The sequence below is a fragment of the Bacteroides bouchesdurhonensis genome (assembly GCF_900155865.1).
Lineage (GTDB): Bacteria > Bacteroidota > Bacteroidia > Bacteroidales > Bacteroidaceae > Bacteroides > Bacteroides bouchesdurhonensis.
On sequence record NZ_LT707006.1, the window covers coordinates 725584 to 744524 of the forward strand.

Here is an 18941-nt window from a genome sequence, read left to right on the forward strand (position 1 = left end):
TAATGAGCGTATATTATGATCTTTACGAGACTCCCGATCTCACTAAAAGTGGGGAGGAACAACCTTTGCACGCACGTGTTGTGCTGAAGGGCAGTTACACGGCAGATGAATTTATTAACCGGGTGGTGATGTGCCAGCATGTAGCACATGCCCAATTGGTAGGAATTCTTGATGCAGTAGCAAATGAACTGAAAGATTTGCTTCTTGAAGGGTTTTCAGTAGAACTGGGTGAAATCGGTTATTTCTCTCTTTCTCTGAGTGCAAATAAGAAGGTGTTTGATTCGAAAGGGATTCGTTCTTCGTCTATCTCGCTTAAAGATATTAACATACGAATTAATCGCCAGTTTAAAAAAGAGGTAAAAAACAGACTTGAGTTGGAACGTTTCCATTCGCCTTTACGGATAGAGAATCCGTTGGAAAGAGAGAAGTGCTTACGATATTTGAAAAAGTTCTTGGAACAAAATCCGTGTATCAATCGACAAGACTATGCGAAGCTTGTAGGGAAAACAAAGAAACAGGCATTGCAGGATATCAATGCTTTTATTGAACGAGGGATTTTGAAAAAATATGGGTCGGGACGTTCAGTGGTATATATTAAAGTAGAATAATGATAGGTCGTTAAAAGTATTGGATAATATACCATACGAGTAACAGGCTTCTGCATGGAACAGAATATACATTTTAATTTATAAAAAACACATCACAATTAGTTGTCTATATGGAATTATCTGTCTGTTATTCAGAGCGCAGCGAAGAATGGCAGATACTCTTGGACATAGTAGAAACTAATTATGAAGCAGTACTTAGAACGGATATGAAAAACAAAAAGAAAAGCTGGTTTCTATTTTTCGTTTTACTTCCTTTTTTCTTACAGGCAGGTGCGGGAAATATATGTGATTTTACTGTTGAGGCACAGGAGGCTGACCTTCAACCGTGGGATACGATTGAATATAGGGTATTTGTAGCTGTGGACAAGGCCGCAGTGGAGCATTGGGGCGGAAAAGCGTCATATCAAGCGAAATTGAATGCCTTCTTCAACCAAATGAATGATTTTTGGAATAAAGCTGGGGACGGGCGTTTTAACTATTACTTCCGCTATCTTCCGGATTTGCAGGTTGTTTATGATTGTTCTTCCCGCCAATTGGAAAACATTTATAGAAAGAGCGCAGGTTTTCCCAATCACGATGTGTTGCTGATTATTGATTCTCTGCTTGATTTTGATGATGAAGAAGGAGCGGCAGGTTGGTATTGTGGTGGAGGTGCAGACAATCTGAGTATAGTTGTTTGCCGTAGCCGGAGTAAAACGGAGCATGAAGATTTGTTCGGTATTGATTATTTCCACCGGGGACTGGCGCATGAGTTCGGGCATTATCGTGGAGTGACGGATTTGTATGCTGATAGGATTCTGGCGGAAAAGAATCCTGTGAACCATCTCCGGTATGAGCCGGAGGCTTGTGTGATGAACAGTCATTATAATACGTATAAGTGGAGTTCGTATGCCGTGAATATCATTAACCATACGGCAAAGTCGAAACGACCGGGGCGTGACTTCCCGGGCTTATTCAAGCAAATGTTTCCGGAAAATATTTTGGTGTCTGTAAAAGTGAAAGGCAAAAATAAAAAAGGAGTGAAGTTGAATCTGTACGGTTCACGTGCACAATTTAATGATTTGATTGCTGTTCCTTACCGGACTTATGAAATGGATAAAAAAGGAGATTTTTTGATAACTGATGTCTCTAATTTGTATGATAATCCTGCAAAACCTCTGAATGTGGATGAGCTGCCCTATAATCGTTGGTTTACTTTCTTGCTCGAAGCAGAATATGAGGGGCAGAAGAAATATGTATGGCTTCCCGAGTACGAGGTGCAACAAGCCTTTTTTGAAAATAAGGATACTTATCAGGTAGCTATTGATTTCTAACCAATGAGGGTGCGATTCTGAAGTGAACCGCACCCTCATTACCTCTCTAAAAAATGTGAGTGGTTTAGAAACTAAAACTCAAACCTCCTACAAAATTAAATCCTTCTGTAGGATAGCCAAGATAGTATTGGTACTTCTTATTCAACAGATTATTGATTCGTGCATAAACAGATACACCTTTATATATATTATAGTTCCCTCCTGCGTACAGATTGCTGATGGCAGACAGCTTTCCGAAATCTTTGACCTCTTCACGGCCGATATAATCGAATCCGACATTAATGCCCAATTCCTTTATCGGTTTGAAAGTGGCATTAAAGTTAAACTCGCTGGCGGGCTTTAGCAACAAAGCATAGTCTTCTTTCGTATCCCAGTTGCGATAGGTGCCTGATGCGGATAAGGCGACAATGTCTTTGTATTCATAGCTGATCTTCATTCCTGCATAGAAGTTATGAGAATTAGTCATAGCCATGTTCAGGAATTGATAAGGCATCGGTTCACTGTCAGGACCGGCATTGTTATCTACTTCCTCACTTACCTGGTACAGGTCATCTTTCAAATCCTGATAGCCACCATACAAATTAAACCATAACCCCGGATAAGGACTTGCTTTGAAACCTAAAGAGGCATTGAACTGTTCGTAAGTATCCTGAATTGCATTCACAGGAAGTGCGTATGGACAAAGTGTTTCCAATCTGCGGAAGTCGTTTACCAATTTACCTCCGGTAGCCTGGGCGTAAAGTACATAGCTCTCAGAGAAGATATATTGGGCAACCACATCAGGAGAGACGCGGAGCGTCTTTCCGCTACCAAAAGATAAGTCTACATTCGCTCCAATACGTAAGTTCCAGTTGTCACTATGAAGTTTATAATAAGGATTCAGGTTCAATGCAGTGCGGTCTTCATAAACAGGTATCTCATTCAGTTTAAGATCTTTGTTATAGAAGATATTACGCATATCCAATCCGATGTTGATACTCTGTTCGTCACTGATGGTTCCGCCAATAAAGCCCTTTGTATGTATCTGGGTTTCTCCTAATGTTTCGTTGAAGAACAAGCTGTTGTTATTCTGACGATTATACATCATGAAGTTTGTCTCAGCATTGAATAATACCGGGGAACTCTCATCCGTTGATTTCACTCCTAAGTGAAAATCAGCTTCCGTAAATTTCTGCTTGCCCGGTTCGTGGGGAGCAAGGTTGAAGTTACTAAGTCCGAAGTTGGCAGCGATGTTGAGATCCACTTTGTTGAACTGATGGGTATAATCCATGTTGGCACGCGTACGGTAATAGTATGCTTTCCACTTCTCTTCTTGCGTTGGTATAGTCAGCTTCCCGTCCATACCGTCCATCTGGAAACGCAGGTTCAGTTTGTCTTTGTCCGAAATATTGAACAGGTAGTTGGCTAGTATATCCAGATTACCATAATTACCGTATCCGGCACGTACATAACCAGGTTTGCTTCCGGGCTCGATTTCCGTTCCGACGTAAGGACGCATCAAATCTATCGGGATGGAACTTGCCGGAAGGAATCCGATCGCATATTCTACATCTTTTTTGGTGATGCTCGGTTCTTCTACCTTGGGGAGGACGTTTACTTTGGAAGCGTCCATAATATCCGGGTTATATTCTTGTTCTACCACCACTGTACGGTTCATGGTGGTATCCTTGGGTTGAGTCTGGGCTTGGAGGCCGCATGGCATTAAAGCTGCTAAAGTAATTCCTCCTGCTATATAAAGAGATCGTTTCATATTTTTCAATCTTTTGGTTCGTTCGTTTTTAGTTTCTGTAGTCTGCTTTCAATCATGCTCTCGATATCGTCATCGCCTTTATAATTCTGTTGCAAACTCAACAGATATTGGCGTGCATCCAGGTCTTTGCCCATAGCAACGTATACATCCGATAAAAGGACGAAGCTACGTGCCAGCCAATAGGCGTGAGGCGTACTTTGTTCGATATAGCCGAGAAGCTCTTTTTCTGCTGCAGTATATTGATGGGTATCATAAAGTGATTGTGCAACCAAATATTTTGCTTCGGCACCATAAAGGTTACGAGTATCTTTGGCTAATTCACGCAAATCGGCCAATGCTTTCGTATCCGCTTTCTGCTTCAAGTATGCTTTGCCACGATAATAAAGAGCCTCGTTTTTCAGTTCCGGGCTTAGTTTGGCTTCTGCCAATAGGTCCGTAGCAGCCTGAATCGTTTCCACATCATCTCTCAAAGCATATGCGCAACGTAAAATACCAGTCTCAGCGAGCTGACGACGGTCTACATTACTTGCCTTTTCTTTCAACATCTTGTAGCTAGCCAGGGCTTCCTCCATCTGGAGTTTATTGAACTGCACTTCTGCGCGCATTACCAATGCTTCTTCAGCAAACGGATTATTAGGATATTCAAGCAGCTTGCCGGAATGTTCCAACACCATGTCATAATTCTTTTGCTCGTTCCAGATCAAGCAGAGATAGTAATGAGCATTCAGGCTAAAGGCTCCTTCCGGGAAAGTTTGCAAATATTTCTCAAAACTGCTTTTAGCTTCCTCTGCCCGTCCTTTCATATAAATCTTTTCCGCAGCAACGTAAGTCAGAGAGTCCTGTTCGTTGGTATCGAAACGAATGTTACCAGGCATTGCATTAGCCAAAGCTGCGAATTCGTCGATACGGTTCATATCCACATAAATAGATTTCAAGTCAAGCATAGCAAGGCGTGCTTCTTCACTACCCGGATATTTTTCAACTACATGTTTGTAGGCTGGGATTGCCTGATTAAAGTCTCCGTTCTGGTAATATAGCAAGCCGATTTCCGTTGCCGCTTTACGGCTGACCGGGCTTTCGGGATATTTATTTAATAATTCTTTGAAAGAGGTAATTGCCTGAGCATTGTTTTCCATCAACACATAGGAACGTCCTTTCTCATAAAGAGCATTCACTGCATAAGGTGAAGACGGGTACTTACCAATCAGACGATTTAAAAGTGTAATCTTGCCACTGTAGTCTTTCTGCAAACCGGAAACGAGAGCGAGTTGATAGAAAGAATAATCTCCGGAAGGAGTATTCATTTGTTCTGCTTGTGAATAATAGCGTTTGGCCTCTTCAAAGTCGCGTATATTCAAATGGCAGTCACCGATACGGTTGTACGCATCTGCCAGAGCTGTAGTGTTCTCACCTTTCTCCAGCTGAATGTATTTCTGGAAATAATTGCTCGCTTGAGTATAGTCTTTCCGGTGGAAAGCGATGTATCCCAAGTTATAGTTGGCAAGCGCATACATTTCATTATTAGGTTGTGACGTCAGTTGCAGATAAGCGTTGAAGTCACGCGCTGCTTCAGTCATCCGATTCAGGCGATAATAGGATTCTCCACACCAATAATAAGCGTCTGCTTTAGTCTGACGGTTGTATTGGCCAAGAGTAATAGATTGATTCAGGTAAGTGAGAGCTTGCTCGAAATTGGCATTGGCAAACGCTTGTGTGCCTAGCTGGAACAGTATCTTTTGTTTGGCTTCCAGTATTTGCGGACTTGGATGTGTGATACGGTCGATAGATTTCAATGCGGCGTCATAGCTTCGGGTAGTCATATAGACTTCCACCAGATAATTGCTCACCTTTTCAGCATACGGTGAGGTAGGGAACTCATTCAGGAATTTCTCAAATGCAGTTACTGATTCGCCGAAAGCAGAGAAAGAAGTTTCATGCAGGCACAGAGCGTAATTGTAAGCTGCTAGTTCTTTTACCTGAATATTCGCATCAGAAGCAGCTGCCTGTTCGAAAGCCATACGAGCTTTATTTTTCTCAGCTAATTGCAAGTAGGCAAGGCCCATATGCAGATTGGCATTTTGCGTCAGGGCATCGTTGATGGTAGTTACTTTACCTAGCATTTCCACAGCTTTGGTATAGACTTTCGTTTGATAATAAGAGAGTCCTAACATATAAAGCGCATCACGTCGTGGAGCGGATTGATCTCTGTCCAGATAATTATTGAATGCTTCTACTGCCTGTTGATATTGTCCGAAATGATAGTACGCGTCTCCTAAAATGCGATACATTTCAGCAGCGTGCTCGTTATTCGGATAAGCCGACAAATAGTTTTGTGCTACGATCTGCGCCTTATCATAGTTCTTTTTGATTGCATAAATTTCTGCAATATAATAAGGTACTAATGCTTTGTACTTCGGATCATCCTGCAAAGGGAGGAAGTCCTTTAATGCCTCGTCGTAACGTCTTTGAGAATACCGGATATAAGCCAGATAGTAACTGCAATCTTTTGCATATTTAGGGCTGCTGGCACGTAAGGTTTCAAACCATATGGCTGCTTCCTTCAGATTATCCGTTTTCAGGTAGCAAGTTGCCAACTGATAGGTACAATCATCACGTTCTGCATTGCTCAATAAATCAAGTCGTGCCGAGTTGAAAAGAGACAAAGCTTCGTCATACTTTCCTTCATAAAAATAGCAGGAAGCTATAAGCGCATAAATGCGGTTGGCATGGGGCGTATCAGGATAATGATCAAGGTATCCGCGCAACAGTTCAATACGGTTTTTGTCTTTCAGCTCATAAGCAGAGCTTACCAGCATATATTCAGCTTCTTGACGAAGGCTGGCTACTGGTTTTTGTTTTACGAATGCTTTTAAGGCAGGTACAGCTGCCGCATAATTTTTTTCAAGGAAAAGCTCTTTTCCTTCTTTGTAAAGGTTGTCGGGAGAAGTAATCTGTTCACTCGTCTGAGCCAATCCTATGATTGGTGTGCAGCAGATGGCTGTACAAATAAGTCTGGTAATTTCTTTTTTCATAATTGGGTATTTATGCAAAGGTGCCATAATAATCATTAAACAAATGACGGTCACAAAGATAATGATAAAAATAAAATATGCCTGTATTTTAATGCTTTATCTATATTGATAAGAACTTTTTAAGCCCTTGACGGATAGAACCCAGTCCAAATTCCTCCGGATTGATCTTAGACAAAGGTACAAAAAAAGAGTCGGATACATCATCCCTTGCAGAGAAGTGTTCCGTATTTTCTACGGTGCAACGGAAAAACATATCCAAGGTGTGAACCGGAAAACCGGAATAAATATAGATGTTGGGCAGTGAAAACAGGTAAGTAGCTTCTTTTACTTTCAGGTTTGTTTCTTCCAAAACTTCCCGGGCAACGCCTTCTTCACCTGTCTCATTCATATCAATAAAACCACCCGGGAGATCCAGTGTCCCTTTCGCCGGCTCTTTGGCACGACGGCAGACTAATAACTCGTTATTATCATTCAGAATAAGTGCTACTGTCGCCGATGAGGGGTTGAAATAGTAGACAAAGCCACAATCGGTACATTTTTTCGATTTCTCATTGTGAATCTCAAAATGAGAAGAACCACATTCCGGGCAATATAGGAATTGTGAAAGAGGATGTTTCATCATTGTCTAAATAGTTTCTTGTATTAAGCCAACAAAAATACATAGAATTAGTTTTTAATGGGCATTACTTATATAACTTTAAGTAAATAAAGTATGAAATGAACCGAATCTTGTTACATAGATAACTATTCCCGGACGTACATCCGGGGATTACCGAGATGTACGTTTGGGGATAACTGTTTATATAGCCGAAAAAGGTAGAAGTATTCATCTTTATCATTCTGGTTTTACTGATTTGTTTCATCTATCAGTGCATAGATTTATTCGATTGGACTTTTTTTGCAGAAGCCCCCTTTCTACCTTTATCTTTGCATCAGAAACGAAAAACAAAATATCGTTTTTACTGTTATAAGTCAATCAATTAAAAACAATAAAAATAAAAAGATTATGGAACCAATTTTAAACTCTCACCTTCCTGAATTCAGTGTTCAGGCTTTTCACAACGGTGCTTTTAAGACTATCACTAACAATGACCTGAAAGGTAAATGGGCGGTCCTTTTCTTCTATCCGGCCGACTTTACTTTCGTATGTCCGACAGAGTTGGTAGATATGGCCGAGAAATATGACCAGTTCAAGGAAATGGGAGTCGAAATTTATTCGGTAAGTACTGATTCGCATTTTGTGCATAAAGCTTGGCATGATACTTCTGACAGTATCCGCAAGATTCAGTATCCGATGTTGGCAGATCCGACTGGTGCTTTGAGCCGTGCATTAGGAGTTTATATCGAAGAAGAAGGAATGGCTTATCGTGGCACGTTCGTAGTAAATCCGGAAGGAAAGATTAAAGTCGTTGAACTGAATGATAATAACATTGGGCGTGACGCCAGCGAATTACTTCGTAAGGTAGAAGCTGCTCAGTTTGTAGCAACTCACGACGGAGAAGTTTGTCCGGCTAAATGGAAAAAGGGGGAATCAACCCTGAAACCAAGTATCGATCTGGTAGGTAAGATTTGATAAACTACCTTGATCATGTATACGAAAGGCCGGTAACGGGAAACGCTGCCGGCCTTTCTTTTAAAGAAATGAAAGGAGAGAGAATATGTTAGATTCAGCATTAAAAGAACAATTAAAAGGTATTTTCGCCGGGTTGGGAGCGAACTTTACCTTCGATATAAATGTATCGTCGCAACATGAAAACCGGAATGAACTTCTGGAACTTTTGGAGGATGTAGCTGCTTGTTCCGATCACCTGACTTGTGCTGTGAATGAAGGGGACGGATTGGAGTTTACGATCTTAAAGAACGGTGCTCCTACGGGTATTACTTTTAGAGGTATTCCTAATGGACACGAATTTACTTCTCTGCTGCTTGCTATTTTGAATCTGGATGGTAAAGGCAAGAATTTCCCGGATGAAGGTGTTTGTAATCGCGTAAAAGCTTTAAAGGGTCCCATCCACCTGGCTACTTATGTATCGCTGACTTGTACCAACTGTCCGGATGTGGTACAGGCGTTGAATGCTATGACTACGCTAAATCCGTCCATTTCACATGAGATGGTAGATGGAGCGTTGAATCAGGAAGAAGTGGAAGCATTGAAGATACAAGGAGTGCCTTCGGTCTTTGCGGATGGAAAACTGATTCACGTGGGACGTGGTGAGTTTGGAGAGTTACTGGCAAAACTTGAAGAACAGTACGGGGTTGATGAGGCTTCACTTTCAACGGAAGAGAAACAGTACGATGTGATTGTGGCCGGAGGAGGCCCTGCAGGAGTTTCCGCAGCTATCTATTCCGCCCGAAAAGGGTTGAAAGTAGCGATTGTTGCAGAACGTGTGGGTGGTCAGGTGAAAGAAACTGTAGGAATTGAGAATCTGATTTCTGTTCCGGAAACTACCGGAAGTGAACTGGCTGATAACTTGAAAACCCATTTGTTGCGTTATCCGGTGGATCTGCTGGAACATCGGAAGATTGAGAAAGTGGAACTTGTGGGAAAAGAGAAACAAGTAACCACCTCTGTAGGCGAGAAACTGACTACTCCGGCATTGATTATTGCTACCGGAGCAAGTTGGAGGAAACTGAATGTTCCGGGCGAAACGGAATATATCGGAAGAGGTGTTGCTTTCTGTCCTCATTGTGACGGTCCTTTCTACGTAGGTAAACATGTGGCGGTTGTTGGTGGTGGAAACTCCGGTGTGGAAGCAGCTATTGATTTGGCAGGTATTTGTTCCAAAGTGACCGTATTCGAGTTTATGGATGAGTTGAAAGCTGACCAAGTCCTTCAGGAAAAACTCAGAAGCTTACCGAATGTAGAAGTATTTGTAAGTTCTCAGACTACTGAAGTGATCGGCAATGGAGATAAACTGACTGCCTTGCGTGTAAAAGACCGGAAGACAGAAGAAGAACGATTGGTGGAATTGGACGGTGTATTTGTACAGATCGGATTGACAGCGAATAGTGGAGTTTTCCGCGATTTGGTAGAAATGAATCGTCCGGGAGAAATTGTGATCGATGCTTTTTGCCGTACCAATGTTCCGGGAGTTTATGCAGCCGGTGATGTTTCTACAGTGCCCTATAAACAAATTATTATCTCTATGGGCGAAGGCGCAAAAGCTGCACTTTCTGCCTTTGATGATCGGGTCAGGGGAAATATCTGATGAATATAAAAAGTTGATAATAAAAGCTATAAAGGTATGACCACATATCTTTGTAGCTTTTTGTTTTTTTCATATCTTTGGGGAGTTCTAATAATTATAATCTATTGAAAAACATGAAAAGTATCTTTTTATTGATTCTTACGAGTCTCTTTATCCTTCCGGTACAAGCCCAGCATACATTGAAGCTGATGAGTTATAATATCAGAAATGGGAATGGCATGGACAATGTTTGTAATTACCGACGCATAGCAGATGTGATTAATAAAGCTGCTCCTGATATAGTAGCTGTGCAGGAATTGGACAGTATGACGAATCGAAGCGGGAAGAAATATGTATTGGGTGAACTTGCTACACTTACCGGGATGCACGCATATTATGCTCCGGCTATTAAACATGATGGAGGCAAATATGGAATAGGAATACTGTCTAAACAAGTCCCGGTTCGTTTGAAAACGATGGCTTTGCCGGGAAGGGAAGAATCTCGTATGTTGGTGATGGCAGAATTTAAGGATTATATTTATTGTTGTACTCATATGTCTTTAACGGAAGAAGATCGTATAAAGTCATTGCAGATACTAAAGGAGTTTGTTTCTTCTTGCAAGAAGCCTTTGTTTCTGGCGGGTGATATGAACGATCAACCGGACTCCGAATTCATCAAAGAACTGCAAAAAGAATTCCAGATTATATCCAATCCTAAACAATTAACTTTTCCCGCTTCTCAACCTAAAATGACTATAGACTATATTGTGAGTTTAAAACGTAATATGAAGGGAATTTCTGTAAAATCTACAGAAGTAGTGAATGAACCGATAGCATCCGATCATCGTCCGTTGATTGTAGAATTACGGATGGGCAAATAAGCTCTTATATGATAATGTTATATCCATTGCTATTTGGCAATGAGGTGTAAATCAGTTGGCATTGACAGAAATGCTAGCCATCATTATTGAATGGTTTCGTAAGAAATGGAAATATGCAAAAAAGAGACTCTTCAGTAAAAATGAAGTAGTCTCTTTTTCTTGGAATATTCTATGATTATCTAGTCTGAATAGATGATATACTCCCATGACCTCAACTGGGCATTGCAGTTGTCCTCCAGGACTTCCATTTTCACTTGATGTTTTCCTTTAGGCAATTGATAACGCCAGAAAAGATCCAAACGGCGGGCATTGGCGTTAGTCGGAAAGACAGCCTCTTCGACAAATTCCCCATCAATATAAAGTTTGGCTTTCACTTCCGCATCCGGTAGGTTGTGGTTTCTACGGATTGTTCCTCCTCTCAATACAAATCCGGTACCATCGAAATCGAATGTAAGTGTTTTAATATCCGGGTTATTCAAATCTACTCTCGCAATGGGAACCATATGTGGAAAACTTTGTTCGAAGCGGACTGCTTTGGGTTTTTGAACATTGATTATAACGTTTTCTTGCTCTACTTTTCCACCGTTTTTCTGTATCATTTCCAGAGCATGTTTATAGCTGATCTGATAGGTTTGATTTAAGGAAAGTGATGTGTATTCAAATACCTTGTCTTCTGCCCCCTTCAAGCCTTTCATCCAATATTCCGGTATTTTGCTATAGCCTATCATTGTACCCAATATCCCCCCGGCGGAAGAAGGATTACAATCTGAATCCTGCCCGGCTCTTGTAGATATTTCCATCGTTTGTGTGAAATCACCGTTTCCATATAAAAGCCCTAAAACAATGTATGCCGCATTGATTTTAGCGTCGATATCGAGGGTTTGAAATACTCCGTCCGGACAACCGATGTCTTCCGCATGATATTTTTGTATTTCAAACCAAGTCTGTTTCCAGTCTTTGGGATACTTCTTATGCCATTTTATAACGTCTGAAATACATTTATAGAATCCACTTTCTTTAGGGATTGTTTTCAGGGCTTCCGTTACAATGTACTGAATATCGTTGGATACGAAAGCGAGGCTATACATAGCTCCTACGTATACGCCACCATACCAACCATCACCGTAACACATAAGATGTCCGATTTTGTCACTGACTTGCGAAGCGGAGTTGGGCATACCCGGATTCATCAATCCGGCAAAGTCAGCCTCTATTTGATAGTCGATATCGTCTGCATGAGGATTGTTCAGCCAGTGTCCGGGGTCCTCTATTCCCTGAAGAATATTATATCTTGCTGCCTGATTAGCATGCCATAGCGGATATCCTGCCTGAGCAAACGCTTCTGCAAAGTCTTTTATCGGGGCGTCTAAACCTTTCTTTTCAAATACATCCACAAAGGTGAGATCCATGTATATGTCATCATAAAGCCCCGGCCATTCATCCATTGTTTTACTGATATAACCTTCATACCAGGGAATGGTCTGATAATCTTGGATGAAAGTGCCTTGAAAACGAAACTCGGTAGGACCACCGAAAGTTACTCCAATGGTTTGTCCCGCCCATCCTCCTTTTATCTTGTCTAATAATTGGGCTTTGGAGAGGGTGATTTGTTGAGGCAGAGCTTTTGCTTTATCAACGGTGGCAGCAGTACACAAACTAATAATAACAGATAGAATGATTGTGTTTAAAAGACATTTCTTTCTCATTTCAAGAGTTTGTATTTTAGGTTTTATTAATTCTGTTTATTTTGGGGCTTATGAAGCATTAGATCCTCTATGATCTTTGTCAGTTGTGGAATGGGCATTTGGAAGATCAGTCGGGAATGCAAGCCTTTTGGATCGGCTGTCCATGTGTTACTACCATCGGGGAATACTTTCATTATTCCTTTTTCTAGTTTGAAATAGGGGGCGGCTCCGCGTACGGCAACAAGGACTGCTGTCTGGTCCCAACTCATTCTGCCTTCAGGATTGTCTTGTGGGAGACACATTGAGAAGGCATCAACAATAGGACTACCTTGTATATCGGACGATGCTAAACGTTTACCTGTTGAGATTTCATTACCAATGTCCCATCCGCTTAATATAATGGGTGTAGGCCATTCTTCAAAAACAACTACAGAAGCTGTCGAATCCTTCTCTACATTAAATTCTTTTCCTTGAGGCATTCTACCTGCCATTGCTACCAGTAGTTTAACTTTCTTTTTAACCAAATCGGCTCCGGATAACTTACTATACTCATCAGGTTGCGATTGCAATAAGTTTTTTAAGTTAGAAAAGAATCCCACAGTTACGATAGTTACACTTGTATCCGGTTGTAGACTCAATATGCGGCGATATACTTTCAGCGCATCTTCACTTTCAGAGGCTGATTGAGCTTTATGAGGATAGCGTTTGGGTAATTCATCCGTCCAGCGTGGTTCTCGATGCCAAGTAGTCAGGTTGGGCGCATCCCCTTTTACACAACCAACCGGAATATCAGGCCGACCGAAATAAGTATTGATTACATCGATACAAGGTACTGTCGTCTCACACTTGTTAGAAGATACTGTTGCGAGTATTTTGACTTCTCCCGAATCAGCTAAGGCATGCAGAGCCGCCAAAGCACCTACATCATCATAATCGGGTGCCATATCAGTATCAAAAATCAAATTTGTGGTTTGTTTGCCATTTGAGCAGTTACTAAACAGGCATACTGCGAACAGATAAATTAGTAGTTGTTTCATTGTCTTTCTTTTTTAGAGTTTTACGGTTAATAATTTCTTTATGTATTTTTAGACGTTTTGAAGATATGGATAAATGTTGAATATAAAAGGTAATTTTAAGTCGGCTCTTAGTTTCCTCCGGATAGAATGATAAGAATCAGTCCCAGAATGAACAGTATGAACATGATAGTCAGCAATAAATTGATCTTTTTGCTGGAACCGCTGAATTCTTTCCAAATGAAGACTCCCCATAAGGCAGCAATCATAGGAGCACCCTGCCCTAATGCGTAGGAGATGGCTGCTCCGGCTTTCCCGGCTGCAATATAGCTTAGTGCTGTTCCCAATCCCCAGATACATCCGCCTAAAATTCCGACTAAATGTGTGCTGGCTTTTCCGGCAAAATATTCTTTATAAGTGACTGGTTTCCCGACAAAAGGATGTTTCATCACTAAGGTGTTGAACACAAAATTACTAAGAAAAATACCGATGGTGAAAATGAAAAATGCTGTGTAGGGAGTTGCCATTCCTGCAGTCGGTGATTCGAAATTATTTAAATCCATGGAAGCAGCAACGAAACGATAGAAAAAAGACATTAGTATACCGGCAACTGCGGCAAGGATAATTCCTTTTTTACTACTACCAGCATTTTCCTTTTGCTTTTGTCCGGCTGCTATCCCATTACAAATAATGGCGATGACAATCAGTAATACTCCTGTAAATAACCAGATCGGATCTCCTTTGGGAGCACTGAAATAGTTGATGAATACTCCTAATACTAACGCTAATCCTACGCCAAGCGGGAAAGCGACGGCCATTCCTGCAATGGATACGGAGGCTGATAGGAGAATGTTGGAAGCATTAAAGATGATACCTCCGATCAATGCACTAACTATATTCGCAGTACTTACTTGTTGTATGTTTTCGAGAAATCCTACACCGGAACTTCCGAAGCTGCCTAACGTAAATACCAAAAGAAGTGCGAATAATAGAATACCGATTGTATAATCCCAATAATAAAGTTCGTAACGCCAGTTTTTACTGGCCAGTTTCTGGGTATTTCCCCAGGAACCCCAACAAATCATTGTGATGAAGCAGAATATGACTGCTAATGTGTAACTATTAACTATAAACATGGTATTATAAGGATTTAAAGATTTTATTCAATGGTTCGGATAAATGCACTTACTTCGATAAGAGTCGGAATAGAAGATTGCGCTCCTAATCGTGTCACTGTGATTGCTGCTGCTGCATTTGCAAAACATAGTACATCTTTACTTATTTCTCTTTGGGCACAAACTACGGCTAATGCTCCGCAGAATGTGTCGCCTGCTGCAACAGTATCAATAGCTTTTACTTTGAAGCTGGGGACTTGCATGATTTCCCGTTCGTTCATCATGTAAACACCTTGGCTTCCCAACGTGATCACTATATTGCGTGCTCCCGATCTTAGTAGGGTTTGAGCAATATCATCCAGATTGTTTCCTGTATATTCGATTCCGGAAATGAAAGATGCTTCCAGTTCATTAACTACCAGTATGTCAATGGCTGTCATTAACTCCTCATCGATCAGACAGGCAGGTGCAGGGTTAAACAATACTTTTTTGCCTTTTTGTTTGGCTAATAAAGCGGTCTTTTTTATCGTTTCGTAAGGAATCTCAGCCTGCATGACAACAATATCTGCTTCTTCTATTATTTCAGAGAAATGAGTGATAGATTCGGGCAGTAAGGAATAATTAGCTCCGGGAGCCACTGCTATGCAGTTCTCACCACTATTAGCAACGTAGATAAGTGCGGTTCCTGTGGGGTGGTGGGAATCGTCGATGATATAATCCGTGTTGATTCCTTCTTCTGTGAAATGCTTTTTCAGGATATCTGCATACATATCATTTCCCAATGCGGTGACAAAAGTCACAGAACCGCCCAGTCTTGCTGCTGCAACGGCTTGGTTCGCCCCTTTTCCACCAAAGGATTGAATAAACCTGGCATTACCGACAGTTTCTCCGGGTGCCGGAATATGGCTGACTTGTGCCACCATATCGATATTAGAACTTCCAACAACTACTATTCTCATTTAAAAATAAAATTATATATATTTGACTTAGGTTTATTCTTATACTATCACTTCTCTTTTATAAGGAATGGCACTTTGGGCACCAATACGGGTTACAGCGAGAGCTGCTGCGGCATTGGCAAATCGCACTGCTTCAGCCAAACTGTGTCCCTCGGACAAATGGACACTGAAAGCTCCACAAAATACATCTCCGGCTCCGGTTGTATCAATTGTTTCCACTTCTTTAGCCGGAATCATGGTGAATTCATCTTTCTCTTTTACGTAAGCTCCGTCTTTTCCCAATGTGATAACTACATTTTCGATTCCTTTCTCTCCGATCGCTTCGGCAGCCCGATGTGCACTTTCCGTATCCATAACTTTGATTCCTGACAACATTTCAGCTTCGATACGATTGGGGAGTATGGTATGTACATTTCTTAAAAAGGAATCACTTAGCGTAGAGGCCGGGGCTGGGTTGAGGATTACTTTCTTACCATATTCATTCGCTATAGATGCAGCATATTCTACTGTTTCTAAAGGAACTTCCAGTTGCATAAGTACGATATCCGCTTCTTTAATCTTTTCTCTGGCCTTGTCTATGTCCTCTAAAGAAAGCGAGCGACTTGCTCCCGGGGCAACAATGATACTGTTTTCGCCAAAAGAATCGACCGATATAAGTGCCACTCCTGATGGACTTTTCTGATCAGTGAAGATAAATTCAGTATTAATCTTCTCCGATTTATATATTTCCAATGCCTGTAGGCCAAATAAATCATAACCTATTTTGGAGATAAATGTGACTTCGGCTCCTAATCTGGAAGCGGCAATTGCCTGATTGGCGCCTTTGCCGCCCGGATTCATGTAGAAAGTTCCTCCCAGAATGGTTTCACCGGGCACAGGCAGTCTGCTGGCTTTGACAACCATATCAGTGTTGCAACTACCGATTACTACGATCTTAGGTCTATGAATGGACGTTATTTCCATGGTATTTAAAATTAGGATTGTACAAAAGAAGAAAATAATAATATACTGTTTTCTACATTAATCTTCTATTTATATAATCTCAAATTGCATCTATTTCTCAATGAACCTTGTATGTATCGAGAAATGAATATGAATTCTATTCTTTGATTAAACAACGTCATTTAACGAATTGTTCTTTTTCCTCAGGGTGTGTAAAGGATATACTTCTTTTGATTATTTATATAATTTCAATGTCATTCTTATCAGATAAATTTCTTTCTCATAGCCTTTTTGCATTGATATGCTGTTGGAGAGTTTCAGTCAGGCTTTTTTTGAGTATTTTTGATTCTATCCATGCAGTAAAGTCGAAAATGCGGAGTAGCTGGTTTTCGAATTTATCATCGAATAAATGTTCGATTTCAGGAGTTAGTTTCTCCCAGAATAGTTCCCGTTCATTTCGTAGGATTGGGAGATTCTTCTTGTTCAGAAACCATAATATGAGGTGTTCTGTTTTGAATGATTGTTCTTTAGAAGATGAGAGTCCTCGACTGATGGATCGGGATTCATGCCGGATTAAGTCATATTCCTGCATTTCGTAATAAGCAATCAAACGGACCAACCGGATGGTTCTCATTAAAGGCAGGTACTTGATGTTATGGTCTACAATCGCATTGCTAATGTGTTTTTTTGCAGCTTTGTAATCTTGATTTCCGATATGAATTAGTGTAGTATAAAGTAATAATTCACTTTTCCGAATGGGACTTAACCATGCTTCTTTTTCGTAAAGTGGTTCGTGATAAAGATCCATAAGCTTGGTGCATTCCAGGAAATTTCCTTTGTCAAGTGACGGGAAAAGTTCGTATTGAAAAAGCAGACAAGTTGCATTGACTTTAAATTCCAGTGAAGTGGTTGTAATTAGCTTTTTCAGTTTTTCGAGGAAATAAGGCATTTCTTCATAGTTGCCGACAAAACGTAAACTGCTAAGTACTCCTTCGAGTACAGATAGATAATAAATGGGTGGATTTGACCAGAACTGCTGATTCTTCTCAAACAACAGATCAAGTTCTTTGTATGAGTTTAAGGCAGCTTTGTAATTTCCTGTCATCATTAAATAGTTGGCTTGAAAAAGCTTGTGATTCCGGTTTAATTCAAAGTTCCCCTCGGTTTCGGACGAGGCTGCGATATAAAGCTCATTGACCATGAGATCGTTCATGTCTTGTTTCTGTTGGGCTGTTCGGATAGATCCGATATGAGCCAGACGGAATTTTAGAAGATTGTGCAGAGAGGATTGTTCGGTGATTTTTCTGATTTTCTTTAATGCTTCATTTTGCATAAAGTGTTTGTGAAAAAGTTCTTTTTCAGTCATACCGGGAAAGTTCAGCCGGAGCAGATATTCCAGTTCTAGCTTGAGGGCAATGATCAATATCTCATTATTTTCATAATATTGTGCCTGCTCAATGGTGGCGGATAGTATCTCGAAACATTCCTCAAATAGAGAACGTTCGTAGAGCATGCGGGCTTTGCAAAGATTGTTGAGCAAGTCATAGCAGATGTCTTTTTTCTTTCGGAGAATGAGTAAGGCATCTGTCAATTTCTCATATAAATATTGAATAGAAACTTCAAAAGATCCATTCGGTCTGCGTTTATAAAACTCCTCCTTTATTGTATTTCCATTTGGTTGTTTGCTTTTTATAATAATATCATAAATCACCAGATAATCTTTCTCATCCTTGTCTTTTACGACTAAAAGGGAGAAATGCTTTTTTTCAGCTTTTGATAGGGAATATATCAGGGAGATGACGGAATCGACTCTTTTCATGGGAATTTCATTAGTATTAGCCTCGCAATATTCGGGAATTTATATGGAAAATGCAAATCATAGGAATATAAAAATCCGACTTGAACGAAATCAAGCCGGATTTTCTGATACTAATGAATGAAGCTAACCTTACAAGGTTGGGTCCGGTGATTCTCCACCGCCTTCTCCACCGCTGCTGGGAGGGACTGTATTATTTTTACTTGCCGTATCCAGTTTTTGAATGCTGACCTTGTTTATCATATCTTTTAATAAACTGCCGGGTGTGAAAATAATCTTTCGATTTCTTAGCGTATCTGTGCTCACTTCTCCCTCCTCATCCTGACTTTTACATCCGAACGAAGGACGGAAAGTTCCGAATTCTCCGAGACTGACAGAGGCCCCTATCTCCATATATGTTTTCAGGGAATCGATTAATCCGTCGAGGACAGACTTTACTACACCGCGTGGGACGAATCCTACAGCTGTTACTTGATTGCATAGCATCTTAAAATCAACATTCACTACATTGAACGGACGTGCTACATACTTTTCGGCTTTTTCCTTATCAAAGCCAAAGGTTGTTTTTTTGACTACATATCTCAGTGCCATAATCTTTAATAGTTTTAATAGTTAATACTTCTAGTTTTTTTGTTTTGT

Annotated in this window: 14 protein-coding genes and 1 pseudogene; 5 read left to right on the top strand and 10 right to left on the bottom strand. The window is 40.7% G+C overall.

The window, feature by feature from the left end:
- The first annotated feature begins 2 nt into the window (after positions 1-2).
- Positions 3-608: an HU family DNA-binding protein gene (locus CZ225_RS02690; RefSeq protein WP_077152896.1), complete on the top strand. Its 606-nt coding sequence runs from the start codon at positions 3-5 to the stop codon at positions 606-608.
- A gap of 110 nt (positions 609-718) precedes the next feature.
- Positions 719-1921 carry a hypothetical protein gene (locus CZ225_RS02695; RefSeq protein WP_234982983.1) on the top strand — a complete coding sequence of 401 codons (1203 nt, stop codon included), beginning with the start codon at positions 719-721 and terminating at the stop codon, positions 1919-1921.
- Positions 1922-1985: 64 nt separating this feature from the next.
- On the opposite strand, the gene CZ225_RS02700 is transcribed toward CZ225_RS02695, so the two are convergent.
- The 3 genes from CZ225_RS02700 to CZ225_RS02710 all read right to left on the bottom strand — a co-directional run bounded on the left by CZ225_RS02700 (position 1986) and on the right by CZ225_RS02710 (position 7322).
- A complete protein-coding gene (locus CZ225_RS02700; protein ID WP_077152897.1) occupies positions 1986-3671 on the bottom strand; it encodes a TonB-dependent receptor in 1686 nt (561 codons plus the stop codon).
- 5 nt (positions 3672-3676) lie between these two features.
- A complete protein-coding gene (locus CZ225_RS02705) occupies positions 3677-6703 on the bottom strand; it encodes a tetratricopeptide repeat protein (protein WP_077152898.1) in 3027 nt (1008 codons plus the stop codon).
- A 100-nt stretch (positions 6704-6803) separates the two neighbouring features.
- Positions 6804-7322, bottom strand: a complete 519-nt coding sequence (locus tag CZ225_RS02710; RefSeq protein ID WP_077155663.1) for an NUDIX hydrolase — start codon at positions 7320-7322, stop codon at positions 6804-6806.
- Between the two features lie 387 nt (positions 7323-7709).
- On the opposite strand from CZ225_RS02710, the gene ahpC reads away from it, so the two are divergent.
- From ahpC to CZ225_RS02725, 3 genes and pseudogenes are all read left to right on the top strand, one after another.
- Entirely contained in the window at positions 7710-8276 is a 567-nt protein-coding gene (gene ahpC, locus CZ225_RS02715) for an alkyl hydroperoxide reductase subunit C (RefSeq protein ID WP_077152899.1), read from the top strand.
- Positions 8277-8361: 85 nt separating this feature from the next.
- On the top strand, positions 8362-9912 hold the full coding sequence (ahpF, locus tag CZ225_RS02720) for an alkyl hydroperoxide reductase subunit F (protein ID WP_077152900.1): 1551 nt from the start codon (positions 8362-8364) through the stop codon (positions 9910-9912).
- 113 nt (positions 9913-10025) lie between these two features.
- Positions 10026-10760, top strand: a pseudogene (locus CZ225_RS02725) (endonuclease/exonuclease/phosphatase family protein); the annotation flags it as partial.
- A gap of 191 nt (positions 10761-10951) precedes the next feature.
- On the opposite strand, the gene CZ225_RS02730 reads toward CZ225_RS02725, so the two are convergent.
- The 7 genes from CZ225_RS02730 to CZ225_RS02760 all read right to left on the bottom strand — a co-directional run bounded on the left by CZ225_RS02730 (position 10952) and on the right by CZ225_RS02760 (position 18893).
- Entirely contained in the window at positions 10952-12478 is a 1527-nt protein-coding gene (locus tag CZ225_RS02730; protein ID WP_077152901.1) for an ADP-ribosylglycohydrolase family protein, read from the bottom strand.
- A 26-nt stretch (positions 12479-12504) separates the two neighbouring features.
- A complete protein-coding gene (locus CZ225_RS02735; protein ID WP_077152902.1) occupies positions 12505-13494 on the bottom strand; it encodes a nucleoside hydrolase in 990 nt (329 codons plus the stop codon).
- 107 nt (positions 13495-13601) lie between these two features.
- On the bottom strand, positions 13602-14606 hold the full coding sequence (locus tag CZ225_RS02740) for a GRP family sugar transporter (RefSeq protein WP_077152903.1): 1005 nt from the start codon (positions 14604-14606) through the stop codon (positions 13602-13604).
- A 23-nt stretch (positions 14607-14629) separates the two neighbouring features.
- On the bottom strand, positions 14630-15544 hold the full coding sequence (rbsK, locus tag CZ225_RS02745) for a ribokinase (protein ID WP_077152904.1): 915 nt from the start codon (positions 15542-15544) through the stop codon (positions 14630-14632).
- Between the two features lie 39 nt (positions 15545-15583).
- The gene (gene rbsK / locus CZ225_RS02750; RefSeq protein WP_077152905.1) at positions 15584-16507 is read right to left on the bottom strand and encodes a ribokinase; all 924 of its coding nucleotides are present in this window, start codon (positions 16505-16507) and stop codon (positions 15584-15586) included.
- A gap of 259 nt (positions 16508-16766) precedes the next feature.
- A complete protein-coding gene (locus tag CZ225_RS02755) occupies positions 16767-18305 on the bottom strand; it encodes a hypothetical protein (protein ID WP_077152906.1) in 1539 nt (512 codons plus the stop codon).
- A 129-nt stretch (positions 18306-18434) separates the two neighbouring features.
- Positions 18435-18893 (bottom strand): HU family DNA-binding protein, encoded by a 459-nt coding sequence (locus CZ225_RS02760; protein ID WP_077152907.1) that lies wholly within the window; start codon positions 18891-18893, stop codon positions 18435-18437.
- Positions 18894-18941: the final 48 nt, after the last annotated feature.